General features: G+C 63.2%; 19 protein-coding genes, 1 pseudogene and 1 riboswitch. Of the genes and pseudogenes, 9 read left to right on the forward strand and 11 right to left on the reverse strand.

Going from position 1 to position 20,720, the window contains the following annotated elements; genetic code table 11:
* Window positions 1-98: 98 nt before the first annotated feature.
* The 6 genes from purU to IF103_RS14860 are packed head-to-tail and all read left to right on the forward strand — an operon-like array spanning window position 99 to window position 6,913.
* The gene (gene purU, locus IF103_RS14835) at window positions 99-956 is read left to right on the forward strand and encodes a formyltetrahydrofolate deformylase (RefSeq protein WP_202675446.1); all 858 of its coding nucleotides are present in this window, start codon (window positions 99-101) and stop codon (window positions 954-956) included.
* Window positions 953-1,864: a bifunctional methylenetetrahydrofolate dehydrogenase/methenyltetrahydrofolate cyclohydrolase FolD gene (gene folD, locus IF103_RS14840; RefSeq protein WP_023381172.1), complete on the forward strand. Its 912-nt coding sequence runs from the start codon at window positions 953-955 to the stop codon at window positions 1,862-1,864. The genes purU and folD overlap by 4 nt, the downstream gene beginning before the upstream one ends.
* Window positions 1,846-3,087, forward strand: a complete 1,242-nt coding sequence (locus IF103_RS14845) for an FAD-dependent oxidoreductase (RefSeq protein ID WP_023381173.1) — start codon at window positions 1,846-1,848, stop codon at window positions 3,085-3,087. The genes folD and IF103_RS14845 overlap by 19 nt, the downstream gene beginning before the upstream one ends.
* An 11-nt stretch (window positions 3,088-3,098) precedes the next feature.
* Complete coding sequence (locus IF103_RS14850; protein ID WP_023381174.1) at window positions 3,099-3,404, forward strand: sarcosine oxidase subunit delta; 306 nt, start codon at window positions 3,099-3,101, stop codon at window positions 3,402-3,404.
* Window positions 3,401-6,304: a 2Fe-2S iron-sulfur cluster-binding protein gene (locus tag IF103_RS14855; RefSeq protein WP_202675447.1), complete on the forward strand. Its 2,904-nt coding sequence runs from the start codon at window positions 3,401-3,403 to the stop codon at window positions 6,302-6,304. The genes IF103_RS14850 and IF103_RS14855 overlap by 4 nt, the downstream gene beginning before the upstream one ends.
* Before the next feature lie 3 nt (window positions 6,305-6,307).
* Window positions 6,308-6,913 carry an aminomethyltransferase family protein gene (locus IF103_RS14860; RefSeq protein ID WP_104883498.1) on the forward strand — a complete coding sequence of 202 codons (606 nt, stop codon included), beginning with the start codon at window positions 6,308-6,310 and terminating at the stop codon, window positions 6,911-6,913.
* A gap of 156 nt (window positions 6,914-7,069) precedes the next feature.
* On the opposite strand, the gene tenA is transcribed toward IF103_RS14860, so the two are convergent.
* From tenA to IF103_RS14875, 3 genes are all read right to left on the reverse strand, one after another.
* Window positions 7,070-7,747: a thiaminase II gene (gene tenA, locus IF103_RS14865; RefSeq protein WP_104883497.1), complete on the reverse strand. Its 678-nt coding sequence runs from the start codon at window positions 7,745-7,747 to the stop codon at window positions 7,070-7,072.
* A complete protein-coding gene (locus IF103_RS14870) occupies window positions 7,744-8,391 on the reverse strand; it encodes a TenA family protein (protein ID WP_104883496.1) in 648 nt (215 codons plus the stop codon). The genes tenA and IF103_RS14870 overlap by 4 nt, the downstream gene beginning before the upstream one ends.
* A gap of 78 nt (window positions 8,392-8,469) precedes the next feature.
* Window positions 8,470-8,575, reverse strand: a riboswitch (TPP riboswitch).
* Between the two features lie 27 nt (window positions 8,576-8,602).
* Complete coding sequence (locus IF103_RS14875) at window positions 8,603-9,529, reverse strand: LysR family transcriptional regulator (RefSeq protein ID WP_177429841.1); 927 nt, start codon at window positions 9,527-9,529, stop codon at window positions 8,603-8,605.
* Between the two features lie 231 nt (window positions 9,530-9,760).
* Between IF103_RS14875 and IF103_RS14880 the strand changes: the two genes are divergently transcribed.
* The gene (locus tag IF103_RS14880; RefSeq protein ID WP_104883495.1) at window positions 9,761-10,750 is read left to right on the forward strand and encodes a zinc-binding dehydrogenase; all 990 of its coding nucleotides are present in this window, start codon (window positions 9,761-9,763) and stop codon (window positions 10,748-10,750) included.
* 84 nt (window positions 10,751-10,834) lie between these two features.
* Here IF103_RS14880 and IF103_RS14885 read toward each other — a convergent pair whose 3' ends face one another.
* The 6 genes from IF103_RS14885 to IF103_RS14910 all read right to left on the reverse strand — a co-directional run bounded on the left by IF103_RS14885 (window position 10,835) and on the right by IF103_RS14910 (window position 17,877).
* Complete coding sequence (locus IF103_RS14885) at window positions 10,835-11,569, reverse strand: COG1361 family protein (protein ID WP_027908147.1); 735 nt, start codon at window positions 11,567-11,569, stop codon at window positions 10,835-10,837.
* Between the two features lie 246 nt (window positions 11,570-11,815).
* On the reverse strand, window positions 11,816-13,057 hold the full coding sequence (codA, locus tag IF103_RS14890; protein ID WP_027908148.1) for a cytosine deaminase: 1,242 nt from the start codon (window positions 13,055-13,057) through the stop codon (window positions 11,816-11,818).
* 4 nt (window positions 13,058-13,061) lie between these two features.
* Complete coding sequence (locus IF103_RS14895; protein WP_202675448.1) at window positions 13,062-14,279, reverse strand: PucR family transcriptional regulator; 1,218 nt, start codon at window positions 14,277-14,279, stop codon at window positions 13,062-13,064.
* The gene (gene codB, locus IF103_RS14900; RefSeq protein WP_023381184.1) at window positions 14,276-15,541 is read right to left on the reverse strand and encodes a cytosine permease; all 1,266 of its coding nucleotides are present in this window, start codon (window positions 15,539-15,541) and stop codon (window positions 14,276-14,278) included. Before codB ends, IF103_RS14895 begins: the two co-directional genes overlap by 4 nt.
* A 225-nt stretch (window positions 15,542-15,766) precedes the next feature.
* Window positions 15,767-16,483, reverse strand: coding sequence for a glycosyltransferase family 25 protein (locus IF103_RS14905; RefSeq protein ID WP_023381185.1), 717 nt, complete (start codon window positions 16,481-16,483; stop codon window positions 15,767-15,769).
* 23 nt (window positions 16,484-16,506) lie between these two features.
* On the reverse strand, window positions 16,507-17,877 hold the full coding sequence (locus IF103_RS14910; protein WP_023381186.1) for an oligosaccharide flippase family protein: 1,371 nt from the start codon (window positions 17,875-17,877) through the stop codon (window positions 16,507-16,509).
* A gap of 541 nt (window positions 17,878-18,418) precedes the next feature.
* Here IF103_RS14910 and IF103_RS14915 point away from each other — a divergent pair.
* Window positions 18,419-19,042, forward strand: a complete 624-nt coding sequence (locus IF103_RS14915) for a hypothetical protein (RefSeq protein ID WP_202675449.1) — start codon at window positions 18,419-18,421, stop codon at window positions 19,040-19,042.
* A 39-nt stretch (window positions 19,043-19,081) separates the two neighbouring features.
* Here IF103_RS14915 and IF103_RS14920 read toward each other — a convergent pair whose 3' ends face one another.
* Window positions 19,082-19,381 carry a hypothetical protein gene (locus tag IF103_RS14920; protein WP_027908150.1) on the reverse strand — a complete coding sequence of 100 codons (300 nt, stop codon included), beginning with the start codon at window positions 19,379-19,381 and terminating at the stop codon, window positions 19,082-19,084.
* Window positions 19,382-19,560: 179 nt separating this feature from the next.
* On the opposite strand from IF103_RS14920, the gene IF103_RS14925 reads away from it, so the two are divergent.
* Window positions 19,561-20,562 carry a 5'-nucleotidase gene (locus tag IF103_RS14925; RefSeq protein WP_023381188.1) on the forward strand — a complete coding sequence of 334 codons (1,002 nt, stop codon included), beginning with the start codon at window positions 19,561-19,563 and terminating at the stop codon, window positions 20,560-20,562.
* Here the strand turns inward: IF103_RS14925 and IF103_RS24925 are convergent.
* Window positions 20,501-20,685 (reverse strand): annotated as a pseudogene (locus IF103_RS24925) (GlxA family transcriptional regulator); the annotation flags it as partial. The gene IF103_RS14925 and the pseudogene IF103_RS24925 sit on opposite strands and share 62 nt — an antisense overlap.
* Between the last annotated feature and the right edge of the window lie 35 nt (window positions 20,686-20,720).

Below are 20,720 nucleotides of genomic sequence, written 5' to 3' on the forward strand. Positions count from 1 at the left end.
GGAAATTTATATTCCTGATAAGAAACACCGCTTCGCCAGCCGCGAGGCCATTTCGCCCTTGTGCCCGACCTGCCCCACCCCACCACGAGGACCTCGACATGCACCCCGCTCCCGACCATTTCATCCTGCGCGTCAGCTGTCCGGCCGTGTCCGGCATCATCGCGGCGGTGACCACCTACCTGGCCGAGCACGGTTGCTACATCAGCGAGATGGCGCAGTTCGACGACGAAGACAATGGCCGCTTCTTCATGCGCGCCGTGTTCCGTTACAACACCGGTATCACTGGTGACACGCCGCAGCTGGAAGCGGGCTTCGCCGACGTGGCGCAGCGCTTCGCCATGGACTGGAGCCTGCACAGCAGCGCCCGCCCGATGCGCGTGCTGCTGATGGTGAGCAAGTTCGACCATTGCCTGAGCGACCTGCTCTACCGCCACGCCAAAGGTGAACTGGAGATGCAGATCACCGCCGTGGTTTCCAACCACCTGGACCTGCGGCCCATGGCCGAGCGCCAGGGCATCCGCTTCGTCTACCTGCCGGTAACCAAGGCCGAGCAGGAAGCGGCGCTGATGCGCATCGTCGAGGACACCGATACTGAACTGGTGGTGCTGGCGCGCTACATGCAAATCCTCTCCGACGACCTGTGCCGTCAACTCTCGGGCCGGGCCATCAACATCCACCACTCGTTCCTGCCGGGTTTCAAGGGCGCCAAGCCCTATCACCAGGCCTACCAACGCGGGGTCAAGCTGATCGGCGCCACTGCCCATTACGTCACCAGCGACCTGGACGAAGGCCCGATCATCGAGCAGGAAGTGCAACGTGTGGACCACGCCTACGCGCCTGACGATCTGGTCGCCATCGGCCGCGATACCGAAACCATCGCCCTGTCCCGCGCGGTGAAGTACCACCTCGAACACCGCGTGTTCCTCAACCACGACCGCACGGTGATCTTCAAATGAATGCCATCCCCAGCGTCAAGCTGATCGACGGCAAGGCCACGGCGGCGCGGGTGCTGGCCGAGGTGCGCGAGCAGGTCGACACCCTGCGCCAGGGCGGCGTGCAACCGGGCCTGGCAGTGGTGCTGGTGGGCATGGACGCGGCTAGCCAGGTGTATGTGCGCAACAAGGTGCTGCGCGCCGAGGAGGTGGGTATTCGCTCGCTGGAGCACCGTCTGCCAGGCGACACCACCGAGCACGAGCTACTGACCCTGATCGACCGGCTCAATCGCGATACGGCGATAAATGGCATTCTCGTGCAGTTGCCCTTGCCCGCGCATATCGATGAACACCGCGTCTTGCAGGCCATCAGTCCGCTTAAGGACGTGGACGGCTTTCACAGTGAAAACGTCGGCGGCCTGGCCCAGGGTCGCGATGTACTCACCCCTTGCACGCCCAGTGGCTGCATGCGCCTGCTGCGTGATGCCTGTGGCCCATTGCGGGGCAAGCACGCGGTGGTGGTCGGCCGCTCCAACATTGTCGGCAAGCCCATGGCCGCCCTGTTGTTGCAGGCCGACTGCACGGTGACCGTGGTGCATTCGCGCAGCCGTGACTTACCGGCACTGTGCCGCGAAGCGGACATCCTGGTCGCCGCGGTCGGCAAGCCTCGGCTGATCGGCGCCGACTGGCTCAAGCCGGGGGCAGTGGTCATCGATGTGGGTATCAACCGCATCGAAGAGAACGGCCGCAGCCGCTTGGTGGGCGATGTCGACTTCGACGCGGCCCTGCCCCAGGCCGCCGCCATCACCCCGGTTCCCGGAGGCGTCGGGCCCATGACCATCGCCTACCTGATGAAAAATACCCTGCTCGCCCTCGACCTGCAGCAACAGGCCGCCCAACAGGAGCGCACCCCATGCCCTTCGCCCTGCTGAAATACGGCCTGAGCGCCGACTACCCGGTGGAGGTCGACCTGCCGCCACCTTGCGAACTCAAGCCACGTTACGACGTGGTGATCATCGGCGGCGGCGGTCACGGCCTGGCCATTGCCTACTACCTGGCCAGATACCATGGCGTGACCAATGTCGCAGTGCTGGAGAAAGCCTATCTGGGCGGTGGCAATACCGCGCGCAACACCGCGGTGATCCGCTCCAATTACCTCACCAGCGAAGGCGTGCGCTTCTACGCCGAATCGGTGCGGATGTTCCAGCACCTGTCGAACGAATTCGACTTCAACATCATGTATTCCGAGCGTGGCCAGCTCACCCTGGCGCACACCGATGCCACCGTGCGCGCCTTCCGCCAACGGGCCGAAGTCAACAAGCACTTCGGCGGGCGTACCGAAATGATCGACCGCCAGCAGATCCGCGAACTGGTACCGACCCTGAATCTCGACCCCGGCCACTTGCCGGTGCTGGCCGGGCTCTGGCACATCGACGGCGCCACCGCGCGCCATGACGCGGTGGCCTGGGGTTACGCCAAGCAAGCGGCCAAACGCGGCGTGGAAATCCATCAGTTGACCGAAGTGCAGGACCTGGTGATTCGCAATGGCCGGATCGAAGCGGTCAAGACCAACCGTGGCACCGTCCAGTGCGGCTGCGTGGTGCAGGCGGTGGCTGGCGCCAGCTCGCTGTTGATGGCAAAGGCGGGCATTCGCGCGCCGATCCACACCTACCCGCTGCAGGCGATGGTTACCCAGCCGTTCAAACCGTTCCTCGATCCGCTGGTCAGCTCGTCCGCCCTGCACTGCTATGTGCAACAGACCAGCCGTGGCGAGATCGTCTTCGGTGGCGGCTCCGATCCCTACCCGCTGTACAACACCCGCTCGACCCTGGACCTCAAGGAAAGCCTGCTGGCCCACGCCATCGAAATGTTCCCGTTCATGGCCAACGCCAAGCTGATGCGCCAATGGGCCGGTATGACCGACATGACCCCGGATTACAGTCCGATCATGGGCCTGTCGCCGGTCGAGAACTACTACCTGGATGCTGGCTGGGGCACCTGGGGCTTCAAGTCCACGCCCATCTGCGGCAAGACCATGGCCGAACTGGTCGCCAGCGGCGGCAAGGTGCCCGAACTGATCGCCCCTTTCGCCCTGGAGCGCTTCAGCCGCTTCCAGCAAGTCAATGAAATGGGCGCCACGGCGGCCAGCCACTAGAGGAACGCACGATGAAGATCCTGACCTGCCCCTTGAACGGCCCGCGCAACATCAGCGAATTCACCTACGGCGGCGAGTTCAAGCAGATGCCCGACCCAAGTCGCTGCAGCGACGCGGAGTGGGCCGACTACGTGTTCAACAGCGACAACCTTGCCGGGGTGGTCGTCGAATGGTGGCTGCACAACGCCTCCAGCTACTGGTTCCTGGCCGAACGTCACACCGTGAGCGACCAGGTACTGCGCACCTTCGATCCAAAGGACGTATTCGTCCGCCGCATCGACTTTGCCCCCACCGCCACGCCGGAGACCGCAGGATGAACAGCCTCACTCGCCTCCCCGCGCCCATGGGCCTGCTGATCGACCGCGACCGGCCCCTGCGCTTTACCTTCGACGGCCAGAGCTACCCTGGCTTTGCCGGCGACAGCATCGCCAGCGCCTTGCTCGGCAACGGTCGCTGGCTGCTGTCGCGCTCGTTCAAGTACCACCGCCCACGCGGCCCCTTGAGCCTGGCCGGGCAGGACGCCAATACCCTGGTGCAATTGCCCGACGAACCCAATGTGCTGGCCGACATGCAGGCCGCACAGGATGGCCAGGTGGTCGAAGGCCAGAACTTCAACGGCAGCCTGGACAACGACCGCGATGCCTACCTGGGCACATTCTCGCGCTTCATGCCGGTGGGCTTCTACTACCGTGCGTTCTACAAACCCAAGGGTATGTGGAAGGTCTGGGAGCCTCTGATCCGCAAGAAGGCCGGACTCGGCGTGCTCGACCTGAGCTTCAGGCCGCAGTACTACGACAAAGCGTATCTGTTCGTTGACATCGCCATCATCGGGGGCGGTCCAGCCGGCTTGCGCGCGGCCCTGGATGCCGCCAACGGCGGGGCCAAGGTGCTGTTGATCGAGCAGCAGCCGGTGCTGGGTGGTTCGCTCACCTATGCCCGTTTCGACATCGCCGGCACCCGTGCCACCAGGCTGCGCAAGGAACTGCTGGCGGCGGTCGAAGGCCACCCGAACATCCAGGTATTGCTGGAGGCCACCTGCAACGGTTGGTTCACCGACAACTACCTGCCGGTGATCCAACACAAACGCATGTACAAGGTACGCGCTACTCGCTGCCTGGTGGCGGCCGGCTCGTTCGACCAGCCGGTTGTGTTTCGCAACAATGACCTGCCCGGTGTGATGCTGACCAGCGCGGCCCAGCGACTGATGAAGCTGTATGCGGTCAAGCCGGGCCAGCGTGCGGTGATCCTCACCGGGCATGACGATGGCTACCTGGCCGCGCTCGACCTGCAAGAGCAAGGCGTGGCCGTGGCGGCGGTGGTAGACATGCGCGCCGCTCCCGCCGATGCCACGCTGGCGGCCGAGCTCAAGCGCCGCGACATTGCCCTGCACCTTGGCAGTACCGTCTACGAGGCCCTGCACGAAGCCGGCATGCGCCATGTCAGCGGCGTGGACATTCGCCCCATCACCGGTCAAGGGAAGGTGAGCGAGCATGGCCTGCGCCTGGCGTGCGACCTGCTGTGCATGTCGGCAGGCTACATGCCGGTGTACCCGTTGCTATGCCAGGCCGGCGGCAAGCTGGCCTACGACGTAGGTCGCGACGAGTTCGCCATCAGCGGCCTGCCCGCTGGGCTTGATCTCGCAGGCTCGGTGAACGGCCGCCACCAACTGGACAACGTGCTAACCGACGCCTCGCGCGGCGCCGCCGAAGCACTGACCGCACTGGACCTGCCGCCCCCGGTGCTGCCGGCCTTCGTCGCCGAAGCCAAGGTCAACTTCCCCTGGCCGATCTTCCCGCACCCCAAAGGCAAGGATTTCGTCGATTTCGACGAAGACCTGCAAGTGCGTGACATCGTCAACGCTACCCGCAGCGGCTACCGTGATGTACAGCTGGTCAAGCGCTTCTCAACGGTGGGCATGGGCCCGTCCCAAGGCCGCCACTCGGCACTGCCCACCGCTCGCCTGGTGGCCCAGGCTACTGGGCGCAGCATCAGCGAAACCGGTGTGACCACCGCTCGCCCACCATTCCAGGCCGAGAAACTGGCGCACGTCGCGGGCCGTGCGTTCGCCCCCTATCGCCAGACACCCATGCACCGCCGTCACCTGGAAGCCGGGGCGAAGATGATGCCTGCTGGCATCTGGCAGCGCCCCGCTTACTACGGCACGCCGGACCAGCGGGAGCGCTGCATGCAAGAAGAAGCCCGCCACGTGCGCGAGCAGGTCGGCCTGATCGACGTTTCCACCCTTGGCGGCCTGGATGTGCGCGGCCCGGATGCCGCCGAACTGCTCGAACGGCTCTACACCTTCGGCTTCGCCAAGCTTCCGGTCGGGCGCACCCGATATGCTCTGATGACCAACGAGCACGGCGTGGTGATCGACGATGGCGTCTGCGCACGCCTGGCCGACCAGCACTTCTACGTCACCGCCACCACCAGCGGCGTGGACCGCATCTACCAACAGATGCTCAAGTGGAACGCGCAATGGCGCCTGGACGTGGACATCACCAACGTCACCGCCGCGCTGGCTGCGGTGAACCTGGCCGGGCCACTGTCGCGACAGGTGCTGGCCAAGGTGTGCAACGATGTCGAACTGTCGGCCGAGGCCTTTGCTTACCTGGGCGTACGCGTGGGCACGGTGGCCGGCATCCCGGCGCGTATCCTGCGGGTCGGCTTCGTCGGCGAGCTGGGCTATGAAGTGCACGTGCCTGCGCGCCATGCTGAACGCCTGTGGGATGCGCTGATGCAGGCCGGTGCGGGGCTTGGCATCCGCCCGTTCGGTGTCGAGACCCAACGCCTGCTGCGCCTTGAGAAGGGCCATGTGATCATCAGCCAGGACACCGACGGCATGACCCACCCGGCCGAGATCGACATGCAGTGGGCGATCGGCCGCAAGAAGCCGTTCTTCGTTGGCAAACGCTCGATCGAGATCCTCGAAGGGCAGCCGCTCAAGCGCAAACTGGTCGGTTTCACCCTACCCAAAGGCAGCCCACAACCGCTGGAGGGGCATCTGGTGCTGGACGGCCAGGACATCAGCGGCAACGTCACCTCCTGCGAGTACTCCCAGACCCTGGGACAGATCATCGGCCTGGCCTACGCCGGGGCGCACCAGGCCACCCCCGGTATGCACATCCCGATCCGCGTGGAGGGCGGCGTGATGGTCAACGCCCTGGTGGTGCAACTGCCCTTCTTCGACCCCGACAACCAGCGCCAGGAGCTCTGATTCATGTCCAGCCTCAATGCCGAAGCTTTGATCGAACGCAGTCCGCAGGCCGGGCTGCTCAATACCTGTGCGCTGACCAACCTGACTGACCTGCCGCGCGTGGGCTTTCGCGGCAGCGACAGCGCAGCCTACCTGCAGGCGCGGGGCTATCGCCTCCCCGAGCGGCCCAACCAGGCGCTGCGCCAGGATGACGGAGGGTGGGTAGCTCGGTTGTCACAAAGCGAATACCTGCTGCTCGGCAGCCTTGCCGACGAAGGCGAGCGGGTCGCCGCCGAGGAGGCCAACTGGGCACAGGACGCACGACGCAATTACCTGCTGCCGCGTCAAGACAGCCATGCCTGGCTGCAACTGTCAGGGCACCGAGGGAGCGCGGTGATGGCCAAGCTGTGTGGCGTCGACCTGAGACCGGAGGCGTTTCCCGTCGGGGCGGTGGCCCAGACATCGGCGGCGCGGATCAATGTGATCGTGATCAATGTTGGGAGCGCGACGTTGCCGGCTATGCACATCCTGTTCGACCGGGCATCGCTGGTTTACTTTAGCGGTGCCATGCTCGATGCCATGGATGAATTCGACGGCGCGATGGTGGCGCTGGGCGCGTTGCTGGATTGACCTCCCGGCAGCCCTCCCTGTGGGAGCGGATTTACCCGCGAATTCGGCAGTGAAACCACTGCCCTTTTCACGGGTAAACCGCTCCTATCGGAATGGGCCGTGCCAGGTGATTTGGATGCAGCGCCAGATCCTGAGGCACTCCAACTGCGTCCCCGATTACAGTGATGCAGGTCGTGCGCCGTCCAGCCCCATCTGCCAGAATTCGGCTTCCAGCCTCGAAGCTTGGGCGAAGATCGCCGCCAGCTCCGTGAAGCGTTGTTCAGTCATGCTGCGGGCAGCCAGTTCGTCCAGGTGCCTGCGCGCGCCCTGGGCAACCCCTTGGTAAGCCTCGCCGGCATACTCACCAATCCATTCGCGGTATGGGTGGCTGGCCATGTCGCCGATAGCGCCTGCCAACCGACTACCAATTTCAGCGTAACCGATCACGCAAGGCGCCAGCGCGACGTGCAGGTCGAGCAAATCGCCGGCCGCGCCGCAGTCCAGGACGAAACGGGTGTAGGCCACGGTCGCCTGGAGCTCCGGCGCCGCTTCGATATCAGCCTGACTAAGGCCCCAGCGCGCGCACAAGCGCACATGCAGGTCGGTTTCGTCGAGAATCGCCGCCAGCCCGGCCTGGGCGGCGCGGATGTCGGAAGGGCGACGGCTTTTATAAGCAGCCAGCGCCCAGGCGCGGGCGAACTGGATAAGGAACAGATAGTCCTGTACCAGATAGGTGCGGAAGGCCCCCTCCGACAACGTGCCGTCACCCATCTGGCGCACGAAGCTGTGATCAACGTAGCTGTTCCATTCCGGCAGTGCAGCGGCCTTGAGGCGGTCGAAGATATCCAGGCTCATTGTTGCTCCTCGTACACGGCCTCGAAGAAGGCCAGTTCCAACGCGACGGTGCGCAGGTAGAAATCGGCAGCCCGCTCAGCGTCCTGCGGGCCGACCCGGTCCAATTCGGTTTGCAGGAAGGCGACAAATTCACTGAACGCCGGGTTGTCGTGCAGGGTAATCCACTCGGCATGGACGAAATTCGCTGGAAGCGGCTTGGGTGCCTTGGTCGCCCAGTCCAGGTACAGGCCTTCGGCGACATTGAGCACTGCCAGCGCTGCGGCGTAAGAACGGGTGGCGGCGGCTTCGCGCATGATCGCCTTGAAGCCCGCGGTGGGCACGGTGTCGGCCGGTGCCTGGCGCTGCTCGGCGCTAACGTCCAGGGCCTCGAAAGCGCGCAGGAAATAGGTATTTTCGTCGCTGCTGATCATGCCGGCGAAACGCCCGAAACGCAGGCGGGCTTCGAAGGTGTCCGCCGTGGCGATGGCCGCGCCGAGCAAGGTCAGGAAGCTGTCGAGGAAGCGGTGGTCCTGTACCAGGTAGCGGACCATCACCACGTCCGGCAGGCTGCCGTCGCACAGTTGGGTGACGAAGCGGTGTCCAACGGCGGCGGACCAGGTCGGCTCGCTCTGACGGCGCAGGGTGGCGGTGAAGCGTTCGGTCATGGTGCTGTCCTTTCTAGGCTGACAGCGAGACCGGTGCAGTGATACATGGAACGACCTCGCAGTGAGGCCGGCAAAAAGGCAGGTCGGCAGTCCCATCCCTTCGCCGGCATGATCCGGATCAGGTTCGAAGGGTCACCGCGCCAGCGGTTTCTCAGCCCGTTGCCGGGCTCCCCTTGGTGGCGTCATGTATACAGCAGTGGTTGCGCCCGCATCAACTGAAATAGCGTGTGTCCAGATGTTCGACCAGAAAGTCGATGAACACCCTCACCCGCTGCGGCAACTGCCGGCCCGGCCCAATGAACACGGCGTGCAGCACGTCCTGCTGGTCGTCGCTTTCAAAACCGTCCAGCAATGGCACCAACCGTCCCGCGTCGATATCGGCGCCCACATGGAAATTGGCCAGACGAGCTACCCCCGCCCCGCCCAGGCACAGCTGGCGCATGCTCTCGCCGTCATGCACCAGCAGGTTGCCCTCGGGCTCGACCTCCACCCGCTCACCGTGCTCGTCACGGTAGACCCACGCCTGGGCGTGGCGATGAAAGCCAAAACCGAGCCGGTTGTGGCGGGCCAGCTCTGCTGGCGTGCGCGGCCAGCCATGGCGCGCCAGGTAGCCCGGCGAGGCGACGGTGCGCAAGCGGCTGCGGCCCAGGTGGCGCTGCACCAGGCGCGATGCCTTCAACGGGCCCGAGCGGATGGCGATATCGGCGCGGCGCTCCAACAGATCGACCACCATGTCGGTCAGCTCAAGATTCAGGGTGATCTGTGGGTAGGTCTCAAGAAATCGGGGAATCAACGGCGTCAGGCAATGCAAGCCGAATGGCAGGTTGCTGTTGATATGGATGACGCCGCTTGGGCAGGCCGCATTGGCCACGTCACGTTCGGCGTTGTCGATCTGCTCGAGGATGCGCAGGCTTTCGACGTGAAAACGCTCACCTTCGGCCGTCAGTTCCAGGCGTCGAGTGGTCCTATGTAGCAGGCGTGCACCGAGACGTTGTTCGAGGCGGGCAATCAATTTGCTGACCGCCGAGGGCGTCATGTCCAGGCGACGTGCCGCTTCCGAGAACGTGCTGGCGGCCACCACCTCGGCGAACACCTCCATTTCGCCGGAGCGGTTGATGTCCTTGATTCGGCTTTGCATGACTTCGATTCACAGCTGGCTTGAATTGTACGAGTCTACATCACAGGCCTGTGAGCTCGTATCGTCTGCCTCATCGTTGTCGTGCCGCCTTTTCCTTGGCCTTTCGCCGCGCAAGCTAGGCGAAGCAAGCTTTCTGTGACGTGGATTCACCACAGTTTGGCCTGGCGGCGGCTGTTTCAGCCTGCGCCGATCCGCTAGCCTCCAGGCAGATTTGTGCTCAAGGAGACCTTCATGTCCAACGATTACAACGCCTGGGCCTGGACCCCAGGCGCCGGTCTTGACGGCTTGCAACTGGTTCGCAAGCCCCTGCCTAACCCTGGCCCCGGCCAAGTGTTGGTCGCCAACCGCGCCATTGCCCTTAACCCGGTGGATTGGAAGATCTGCCAATGGGGCCATCCGGACTGGCACCAAGGGACCGTGCCTGGGGTGGATGGTGTCGGTGTGGTGGAGGCGCTGGGCGATGGTGTGGATTTGCCACTGGGTACGCGCGTCGCTTACCACCAGACGCTGTCTCGCGATGGCAGTTTCGCCGAGTACTGCCTGGTGGATGCCAATCTGCTGATGCACCTGCCGACCAACCTTGACGACAGCGCTGCCGCCGCTGTGCCCTGCCCCGCGCTCACTGCCTGGCAGGCCTTGGCCAAGGTGCCCGCTGGCGCCAACTGCGATGTGCTGGTGATCGGAGCTGGTGGAGCGGTGGGCTGGTATGTCGCGCAATTGGCGGTGCAGCGTGGGTTGAGGGTCTGGGCCACTGCCGGCCAGCATCATCACGCGGCGCTCAAGGCCCTGGGCGTGATCGAAGCCTACGACTACCAAGCAAGCGATTGGCAGGCCCGCTTGCAGGCCGCCCTTGGCGAGCGCCCGCTGCATGCGCTGTTCGATACGGTAAGTGGCGCCCATGCCGCCAGCCTTGCCCACCTGCTTGGCTACAACGGCCATCTGGTATGCATTCAGGACCGCCAGGAAAACGCGCCCCTGCCCGCATTCAGCACCGCGATCTCGTTGCACGAAGTGGCACTGAACAGTATTCATGCCCATGGCCGCTTGCTCGACCGCCAAGCGCTGCGGGTGGCGGGAGAACAACTCTTGCAGGCCGTCGCCGAGGGTCGGTTGCTGTCACCACAACGGCGCAGTTTCGACTTCCAGACACTGCCTCAGGCGTTACGCCAGTTGAAGGATGGCCGTCTGGGTGGCAAGTGGGTCGCTCGGCTGGTCCAGTGACCTCAAGGGAGGTGCATTTCACCCTGTGGGCCGATACTGCGCCAGAACCTGGCACTGCAGGATCAGTGAGCCTTGCCCGTCAGCTCAGGATGGTAGGACCGGCGCACGACGCCGCCACAGGCAGATACAGCCAAGCCCCAGCACGCTCAGCCCCAACACCCCAAGCAGTGTGACCAACTCGCGGCTGTACCGGGCCACTTGCGCGGGAAACCCCACATACTCGCGGTAAACCTGCACATCGGCCAGGCCATCGGCATGGCTTATGCTGATACCGCCCTGGCGGATCTGGGCGTAGTCGGCATCGAAATACACCCAGACCTTGCACAGGCCACCCGGCTCGAGGGTGGGAATCTCGACCGTCGACGTCGAAACCTCGACGATGTTGTCGTTGCCCTGGGCATCGCGAACCTGTACCAGGCCCTTGGCCGGCAAGTTGACCTTCACGTTGCGCACCAGCGCATCGCCCGTGTTGCGTAGGTCGATCAGCAAACCGGTGCGGTGATCCACCAGGCCTGCCTCGAAGGGCTTGGCGAACAGTTGCGCATAAGGGGCCTGGGCCAGGTCGACCAGCTTGTCGACTTGCTCGTCGCTGAGCCCACCTTGGCCGATGCTGCGAATGCGCCGATGCAATTGCTCGTACTTGAGCAGCTCGCTGGCCTTGCTGATGCGCTCGCTGAACTGGCTTGGGTAAGTGAGATAGGCGTAGGTCAGCGTGGCCTCCAAACGCGGACGGCTCTTGAGGAACCCATAGGCCACCAGCACGACCAGCAGGCCAATCAGCACAGCGACCAGAAGCTTCCCGACTTTGTCCCAACTCAACGGTGTGTTTCCTTCAGCCAAGGCACGGACCATTCACGCGGTCCAAGGGTGCCAAGTTCGACGCCCCCAGGCAAGCGTTCAACGTGCCAGCAACACAGGCAGCGCTGCCAACCCGGACCAGGTCAGCACCACCGGCGAAACGCCGCCTCGCGGACGTCCAGCTACACCCGGGTACTCACGGCAAGCCAGCCCCTACAATGACCGGGCCACTGCTGCACCGTAGGGGCCAGCTTGCCGGTAAAGGCGTCAGGCAAACCGCTCGACCTGCGCAGGCGTACGACGCATGAGCACCTTGCCATTGCGCACCGACACCAAGGCATGCCCCTGGCTGCGAACCATTTCGTAGTCATCAGGCGCAGACAGCAGCAACAGGTTGGCCGGCCGCCCGACGTCGATGCCGTAGCGCTCGCCCAGGTTGAGGGTACGGGCGCTGTTGTCGGTGATCAGGTCCAGCCCGCGTTGCAGGTCTTCGTAGCCAAGCATATGGCAGATGTGCAGCCCGGCTTCGAGAATGCGCAGGATGTTGCCGTTGCCCAGCGGATACCACGGGTCGACGATCGAGTCCTGGCCGAAGCACACGTTCATGCCCGCACGGTCGATTTCGGCCACGCGGGTCAGGCCGCGGCGCTTGGGGTAGGTGTCGAAGCGACCTTGCAGGTGGATGCTCTCGGTTGGGCACGACACGAAGTTGATGCCCGACAGCTTGAGCAGGCGGAACAGCTTGGAGCAGTAGGCGTTGTCGTAGGACCCCATGGCCGTGGTATGGCTGGCGGTGACCCGCGCCCCCATGTGCCGCACACGGGCCTCCTCGGCCAGTACCTCGAGAAAGCGCGACTGTGGGTCGTCGGTTTCGTCGCAGTGCACGTCCACCAGGCAGCCGGTACGCTCGGCCAGGTCCATCAGGAATTTCACCGATGACACCCCTTGATCACGGGTGTTTTCAAAATGCGGTATGCCGCCGACCACATCGGCACCGATGGCCACCGCCTCCGTCATCAAGGCCCGGCCATTGGCATACGACTCGATGCCCTCCTGGGGGAAGGCAACGATTTGCAGGTCGATCAGGTGACGCACCTCTTCGCGCACTTCGACCATGGCCTTGAGCGCAGTGAGCTTGGGGTCGGTCACATCCACATGGGTACGCACGTGCTGGATGCCATGGTTCACCAGCATGTCGATGGTCTTTTTCGAGCGGTGCTTGATGTCGTCGTGGGTGGTGATTTCCTTGCGCTCGGCCCAGCGCTCGATACCCTCGAACAAGGTACCGCTCATGTTCCACTTCGGCTCACCGGCGGTAAGGGTGGCATCCAGGTGAATGTGCGGCTCGACGAAGGGGGCTACCACCAGGTTCTGCTTGGCGTCCAGGTCATCGGGGCTGCCGAGCGCCGCCACATCGGCCTGTGGCGCGATGGCTGCGATGCGGTCGCCGTTCAGTTCGATGCGAAACAGGCCCGACTTGCCACGCAGACGTGCATTGATGATGTTCATGACATTACTCCTTGCCTTGGGCTTCGCTCATGCGCCATACCAGCATGGCGACCGAAGCGTTCATACGAAACAGCGGGTCGTCCAGAGACTGCCCGCTCAGTTGTTCGATGCGTTGAATTCGTTGGTTGATGGTATTGCGGTGCAGGCCCAGACGCTGGGCAGCCTTGAGGCCATTGCCATTTTCCTTGAGCAGCGCATCGAGGGTATGCACCAGCACATGGGGCTGCTTGCGACCAGATGCGATCAGCGGGCCCAAGGTTTGCGCGACGAAGTCGTCGATCAGTGAACGGTCGGCGATGCCCTGCAGCAGGCGCAGCACGCCCAACTCGCTGAAGTCGCAGAAGCCCGTGACCGGGCGCAGGTTCTGCGCCACCTCCATGGCCTGACGTGCTTCGTTGAGCGCCTGGCGATAGTGGGCGCAATCTTCGGCCAGGCTCGACAAGCCCATGGCAAGACTCAGCTCCCCTGCCGCAGCGGCCAACTGCCGGTGCAGCGCGGCCAGGGTGACCTGCAAGTCCGGCGCATCCGCCAGCAACAACACGAACAGGTCGCCCGGCAACTGCGCCGTCACCGTCCCCGGGCGGCCATGGCACCAGGCCTCCAGCCGATCTTCCAGCGCCTGGCGGATGCCCTGCCACACCCGCTCGCCCTGGGCCAGCCCGTGGCGTTCGAACAGGCTATCGACGCCAGACAAGCGCAGCGCAACCAGGCGGCGTGGCGCGTCCAACGCCAGGGCCAGGTGCGTGGCCCGCTGTCGGGCGATGGCCAGGCTCGGGTAATCGCCGGTCAGCAACTGGCCGAGGATGTCGTTGCGCGAGCGCCGCACCTGGGTCATCTGAACCAGAGCCGTGCCGATCAAGTGGGTAACGACCACCATCTTCAGCGCGTAAGGCTGTTCGATCAGTGGCAGCCCCAGCTGCTCGGCCCGCTCGATCACCGCCGGCGGAATACGTTGGATGAAGCTGCCGCCAGTCAGGATCACCATACCGGCAATACCCACGGCGTCGCCGTCTTCCACCAGGCTCAGCAAGTTGGCCTCACCGCGAGGGTGATTGATCCCGGTAACGAACACCAACTCGCCGCCCATCACCCACTCGGCGATACCTTCGTTTTCCGCCACATACGGCCAACGCACGCGCCGTTGCAGATTGCGCGCGCCCGCACGAACGGTCATTTCCTGCAGGCCTGCCAGGTGAAGGATTTCGTCAAGCGCCAGGCTCACGGTTCGACACCTGCCTGCCCCAGTGCCCGGCGCTGGCCGCTCAGTTCAAGCATGACGATGTAGCACAGCGCCGAGGCGCCGATGCCTACCAGTGGCGCGACCCACGGCGACGCATAGGCCAATACCGCGCCGACCGCATAGGCGAACAGCCCCATCAGGTTGTAGCGGGGCAGGTTCACACTGGCCAACGCAGGGTACTTGCCGCGGTGGCGGTACCAGAAGTCGGCCATGATCACCCCACCCACCGGCGGGATGATCGAACCGAGCAATACCAGGAACGGAATCAGCATTTCGTACATGCCGCCAATGGCCAGCACGATCCCGACGCCTGCCGCCACCAGTGTCGCCGTGCGGCGGCGTTCGCTGCGCAGCAGGTGGCACGCGGCTGCCGACACGTTGTAGATGGTGGGCCCCTGAATGGTCCATAGGTTCAGGCACAGCATCACCACTGCGGCGAACGACAGGCCCTGCAGCATCATCACCTCGACGATGTCGGCTTGCTGGTAGACCATGGCGCACCAGGCCCCCGCCACCACCATCAACCCGTTGCCGAGCAAAAACGCGACGACGCTGGCGACTACCGCCACCCGTCCGCTGCGCGCCAGGCGGGTCCAGTTGGTGGCCTGGGTGGCACCACTGGCGAACGTGCCAAAGACCATGGTCACTGCCGCTGAAAAGGTCAGGCTTTCATGGGGTACCACTGCAGCCAGCCCGGCAAAGCCACCGGCATCGCGAGTGGCGATGTACATCGAGATCACCAGCAGCGCGAACATCAGCGGCACCGACACCCGCGACAACAGGTCCAGCCCTTTGAAGCCGATGATGGCGGTGATGCTGAAGCCCAGACCGAACAGCACCATCAACGGCATCGTGTAACCTTCCGCCAGCCCCAGCAATTTGACCAGCACGATCGCCACGGTGGCAGTGCCCCATGCATACCAACCCAGCTCGGCAAAGCCCAGCAGAAAGTCGGACAACCGGCTGCCCGCCTCACCGAAGCAGAAGCGCCCCATCAGCACGGTATTCAGCCCGCTGCGCGAGGCGATGAATGCCAGGGCTGCGGCATACAGGGCCAGTAAGGTGTTGCCGATGGCGGCGACCCACAGCATGTCGACAAAGTTGAAGGCCATGCCAAGCTTGCCGCCGGCGAACATCGTGCCGGTAAAGAAGGTAAAGCTGAACAGGACCATGGCAATGGGCAACAGGCCCTTGCGGGAGGTCTGAGGGGCTTCGGACAGCGGGAATTCGGTGGGTGAGCTCATTGCACGGTGCTCCGGGTTGTAGGTGGGAGCAGGCAGAGCAATATGCGGGCCGCTTTTGCACCGGCTGAAAAGGCAAAAATAGCGGGCGAACGGCACAAGCGCCAATGTGCATCATGCACACTCAAAAGCCAACGTTGTCGATTCAATGTGTGCGCCGTGACTTAATTTGAGGCGGTTGTGCACCAAGACGGAACAGGGCTGGGTAGTTTCCACCCAGCCCATGCATCAGCGTGTTCTGCGCAGTTTTTCTGCCTTGAGCCTGCGATAGACAGCCATCAATGGCCGGAACACCGCCAGGCGGTCAAAGATCGAGAGCGCATGCAGGTCGGTGCGCGAAGGACGCTGGTAGCCAAGGTTCCAGGTGTAATAGTACGCCTGGATGTCCTTGCGGGTTCGAATCAGGGTATTGAGGGCCGCGTCATAGTGCATCGGCCCGCCATCCGGGTGACCGGGGGGGCGTTCGAGAATCTGGGTGAGGAAGTCCCGCAGCTTGGCAACGCTCTTGCCGTTCACGGCATAGAAATGGGACAGGTGAATCGGTCGGTCGACCACCTCCCAACCGGGTGTATCCGAGTTACCTTCATAGGGGTGACCGAGGTAGGCGATGTCCCAATCCATGCCCTGCAACGACTCGATGGCCTGTTTGCCGAACGCGGCGATGCGCCGGGAAAACTGGATATCATCCTCCATGATCAGGATGTTCTTCACATTCAGGCGCATCGCTTCTTCGAGGATGTGCAGATGGCTGAGAAAGCAGCCCCTGGCGCCGATGCTGGGAAACCCCTCCTGCGCCGTGGGCGTAACCGCGGCGAAGAAGCCTATCTTGTCGTCGTCGATATGGAAGCCATTGCGGGCGAACTCGGCTTCGGTTTCCACCCGACGGTCCGTCCGGTACGGGATATTGATGATTCTGGTTCGATCAAAGTAGTCGATCACATTCATCGGTCAGGTCCTTGGGCAACGACTCAGGCGAACAACTGGGTGACGAACTCTCCACACAAGGCACCAATCACCATCACCGGCAAGACCACCAGCTCACGCTTGATGCTCAACATGCCCAGTTGGTGGCTGACCTTGAAGATCAGGATGAGGGTGAAGAAGCTATGCAGGGCCACGCCCCATAGCGCATAGGTCACGCCGCCAATGGCCAACAGCAGCGGCATCAAGGTGAACAACGCCACGACCCGGATGATGTTGTCCATGGCCATGTACTTGGTGAGCCCCAGGGCCATCCAGATTTGCTGGGTCAGGCCATAACGGAGCGTGAACAGCGACAACGACAGGATCGCCATCATCTGCCCCGCGTCGGCATAACGATCATCGTACAGCCAGTGGATGATCAGCGGGCTGGCGGTGAACAGGAAGCCACAGGTGAACAAGGTCAGCACATCGAACATCAGCCTGAAGCGCCAATACAGTCGACGCAGACGCTCTTTGTCGCCACTTCTGGCCGCCTCGCTGAAGGCCGGCAGCGCGACGGCGCCGGCCAGGCGCTGCAGGCTAAGGGTGAATGCCTGCAGGATACCCACGGCAATCGAGTAGACCCCCAGTTGAGCCACTGTCATGCTGCCACCGAACCAGATGCGATCGCCTTGCATGGCCAGCACGCCAACGGCGGACGACAGCAGCACCCAACGACCGTAACTGACGATCTCGCGCAGCGCTTCCGGGTCCCATTGCGGACGGTCCTTGTGCCCTGGGAACATCACGTGGCTGAGCACGGTGGTGACCAGGGTACTGACCAGGCCCGCGGCCACCAACGCCCAGATGGAACGGGTGAGGTAACCGATAACCAGCATCACCAGCAGACCGGCGATTTGCGAAACCAGCTCGACCACGACCACTTTCTTTTGCTGGAACGCACGAACGGCCACGTCCATCTTGGTCGATTGGAAGGCGAAGATGATCGCGAAGAAGCCTGTTATGGCCAGCACACCGGGCAGTTCCGGGGCGGCATAGGTGGAGTGCGCCGGCCACAGTTCCAGGTGTTGGCTGAACCAGGAGCACAGCGCGATCAATTCCATCACGACGAACAGCACCATGCCGCGAATGATCTGCACCGACCAGACCGTGTTGAGGAACAGCGGCTCCTCGCCGCGCGCGCTCTGGACGATGTTCTGCCGCAAGCCGACATCGGACAGTAACAGCAACAGCACCGACACCGTGGTGGCGATGGCCATCAGGCCGAACATCTCCGGCACCAGCAGCCGGGTGATGATCAGGTTGCCGCCTAATCGGATGACTTGTGAAGCCACGATGGACCCGATGTTCAGGGCCCCTGCCACCAGCACGCGTTTGCGAAGGCTTTGCGGGGACGACAACTCGATCGTAGGCATGGCACCATCCCTGATCTGGTTTTTTAGACGTTACTATAGTCTCAATCTGCCATGCCGCTAGGGCGCCCGTCGCGCCCCACCAACGACGCCAGCCAGGCCGACCCGTGTGAACCCTGCACGGATCTCTGCCCTTGACCTGACCTGCACCTACTACGAAACGCGACGAGCGGGCCGAGACTAGAACGGCAGCGCCATCACCACAATGGCTTGGGGGCTGGAAACACCACCTTTGGGAAATGGACTACAAGATTTCCGCCCAGTCGTGACTTAACGATTCGCCTGAAACCCCGGCGACCGATCGAGGGCATACCCTGGGACCTGTGTTCGCAGACCACGGCAAACGCAGGTCTGCGCAGCGTCGATGGCAGATATGCCACTTCGCCATCAGCGCTGTACGGAGGGCCCAAGAAGCGGTAATAGCAAATAGCCTGCTGAAAAGCCTTATAGCGCCTGTCCTAGGAAAGTGAGTACCATGGCCATTTTGCCACATATCCCAGCGTAGAATCGCGCTAGCCATGGCCATCATCCAAGGAGGGAGCTCATGAGATCCGTACTCGTCCTCGCTGCATTCGCGAGCCTGTTCAACACTGCTGCCTGGGCACAATCCGGCACGTCCGAACCTGCCCCAGCCTGGCCGAAAGAGCCAAGCGCGTTCCTGGGCATCGACATCGAAGGCAACTTCATGGAGCAGGTACCGACCTGTCCAGCCTTGCCCGCCAGCCCGGCCAGCCTCTGCCGTGTGGCCACCGCCACTGCCGATCGCTTCGAAGTTCGCGGGCTGCCGTATCTGCCGATTTCTCCAGGCTATGAGCTGGTGGTGGTCGCACCCAACGGCAAGATCAAAGAGCTGGTGTTCAGCGGCAATGCCAACAGCCTGTACCTGGTCAGTGAAATGCTCACCGAAGATTTCGGCGAACCCGGCGAGCGCACCAACCGTTGGGTCAAACTGTCCTCCGGTGCTTCCTACCAGACCGAAGTGTACAAATGGCAAGGCCAGAAAGTGGGCATGCGCTTCCAGCGCCAGGAAAACGACCTGGGTCGCTATGCGGTCACCGTGTCTACCCTGGCGGGGGAAGATGTGATCGCCGACGACGATGTCGACACCCGCAGCGTGCCTTCTGAGATCACTACCAATAGCCAGGACGAGAGCACTTCGACGCTCTGACGGCAGTGGCGCGGCCCAGGCGCCAAAACCGTTACCCGCTCACTTTGCGCAGACGAACTGCTCCACGGCGGGTACGGCATCCGTCGCGATGCGCCGGGCGCGCCCGACACCCCAGGCCAAGGCCCGGGTCATGGACTCTCCCGGCCGTGACTGCACCGATTCTTCGTGAATGGGCATACCCGAGGGGGCATAGACGCCGATGAACATTTGGGTACCACCGGCTGGCGACAGCCTGACCTGCACGTCGATGAGCGTGCCGTCATTGAGGGTTTCGTCATGAGTGCGATGGTGAAGCGTCGGGTCAGCCCAGGCCCAGAAAACATCACCGCGCATTTTCATGCCACTCTCCTACGACTTTAGTCTTATATGGGTGGTGTAATGCCACCATAGACAAAGCACGTCGGTAATCAACCGCGAAGACCCTTTTTTTGATTCAATCGGACAGCCGGACAAGAAGCTCGGGCCTGCTACTTGCCCTGTAGAAATGCCCCCACAGTCCGTCTTCAGGAGAGGCCCCAATGCCCTACCCCATCGAACAGAAACTGGTCGTTGGCGTCGCCTCCAGCGCCCTGTTTGACCTGACCGTGTCGGATACCATCTACCAGGACGATGGCATGGAGGCGTACCGCCTGCATCAGGAGCAGAATCTGGACGTTCCCTTCCCCAAGGGTGTGGCGTTCCCTTTCATCCGCCGCTTCCTGAGCATCAACAAAGCCTTCCCCGAGCAATTGCCGGTTGAAGTGGTGTTGCTGTCGCGCAACTCGCCAGAAACCGGCCTGCGGGTATTTCGCTCGATCGACCATTACGGCCTGGACATCACCCGCGCAGCGTTCATGTCCGGCCGCTCGCCCTACGAATACATTCCTGCCTTCAACGCATCATTGTTCCTGAGCGCCCATGAAGGCGATGTGCAACGGGCCATCGACGCCAACTATCCCGCCGGTCTGGTACTGCCCACACGCATCTACGATGACGAGATCGACACCGAACTGCGGGTAGCCTTCGACTTCGATGGCGTGATTGCCGATGACGAGGCTGAAAGCGTGTACAAGCAGCGGCTGGACCTCTCCGAGTTCCAGGCCCATGAGCATGCGCGCAAGGCCGTCCCTCACCAGCCGGGGCCGTTGGCCGACCTTTTCCGCAAGCTGTCGCACATTCGCACGCTGGAAGACCGTAAACTGGCACAGGACCCGGGCTACCAGCGCATTCTGCGCATCGCCATCGTCACCGCGCGCAATGCGCCTTCCCATGAACGGGTAGTGACGACCCTGAAGACCTGGGGCGTTTCTCCGGACGAGTCATTCTTTCTGGGCGGCATGGAGAAGGGCCGGGTATTGTCCATCCTACGGCCGCACATGTTCTTCGATGACCAGCGCAGCCATCTGACCTCGGCGGCGGGGAACCTGCCAATGGTGCATGTACCGTTCGGGGTGGCTAACCAAGTGCCAACCCTCAGGTTCACTCCACCCGACGCGCATCCCGACGCACCGCCTGCGGGGGAACGCCAAAAACCCGCATGAATACCTCACGCAGGTGACGCCGGCCCCTGCCCTCCCGTTACCCTGGCCACCACATCCAGGCAATGACGGCTCCTGTTCGATCATTGGCCGTGCGGCCTCCAGCCTCAGGCTCTCCACCGGCTCGCCCCCGCTACGCTGACATTAAAGCCAATCGAATG

Source organism: Pseudomonas sp. SK2, assembly GCF_016772395.1.
GTDB classification, from domain to species: Bacteria; Pseudomonadota; Gammaproteobacteria; order Pseudomonadales; family Pseudomonadaceae; genus Aquipseudomonas; species Aquipseudomonas taiwanensis.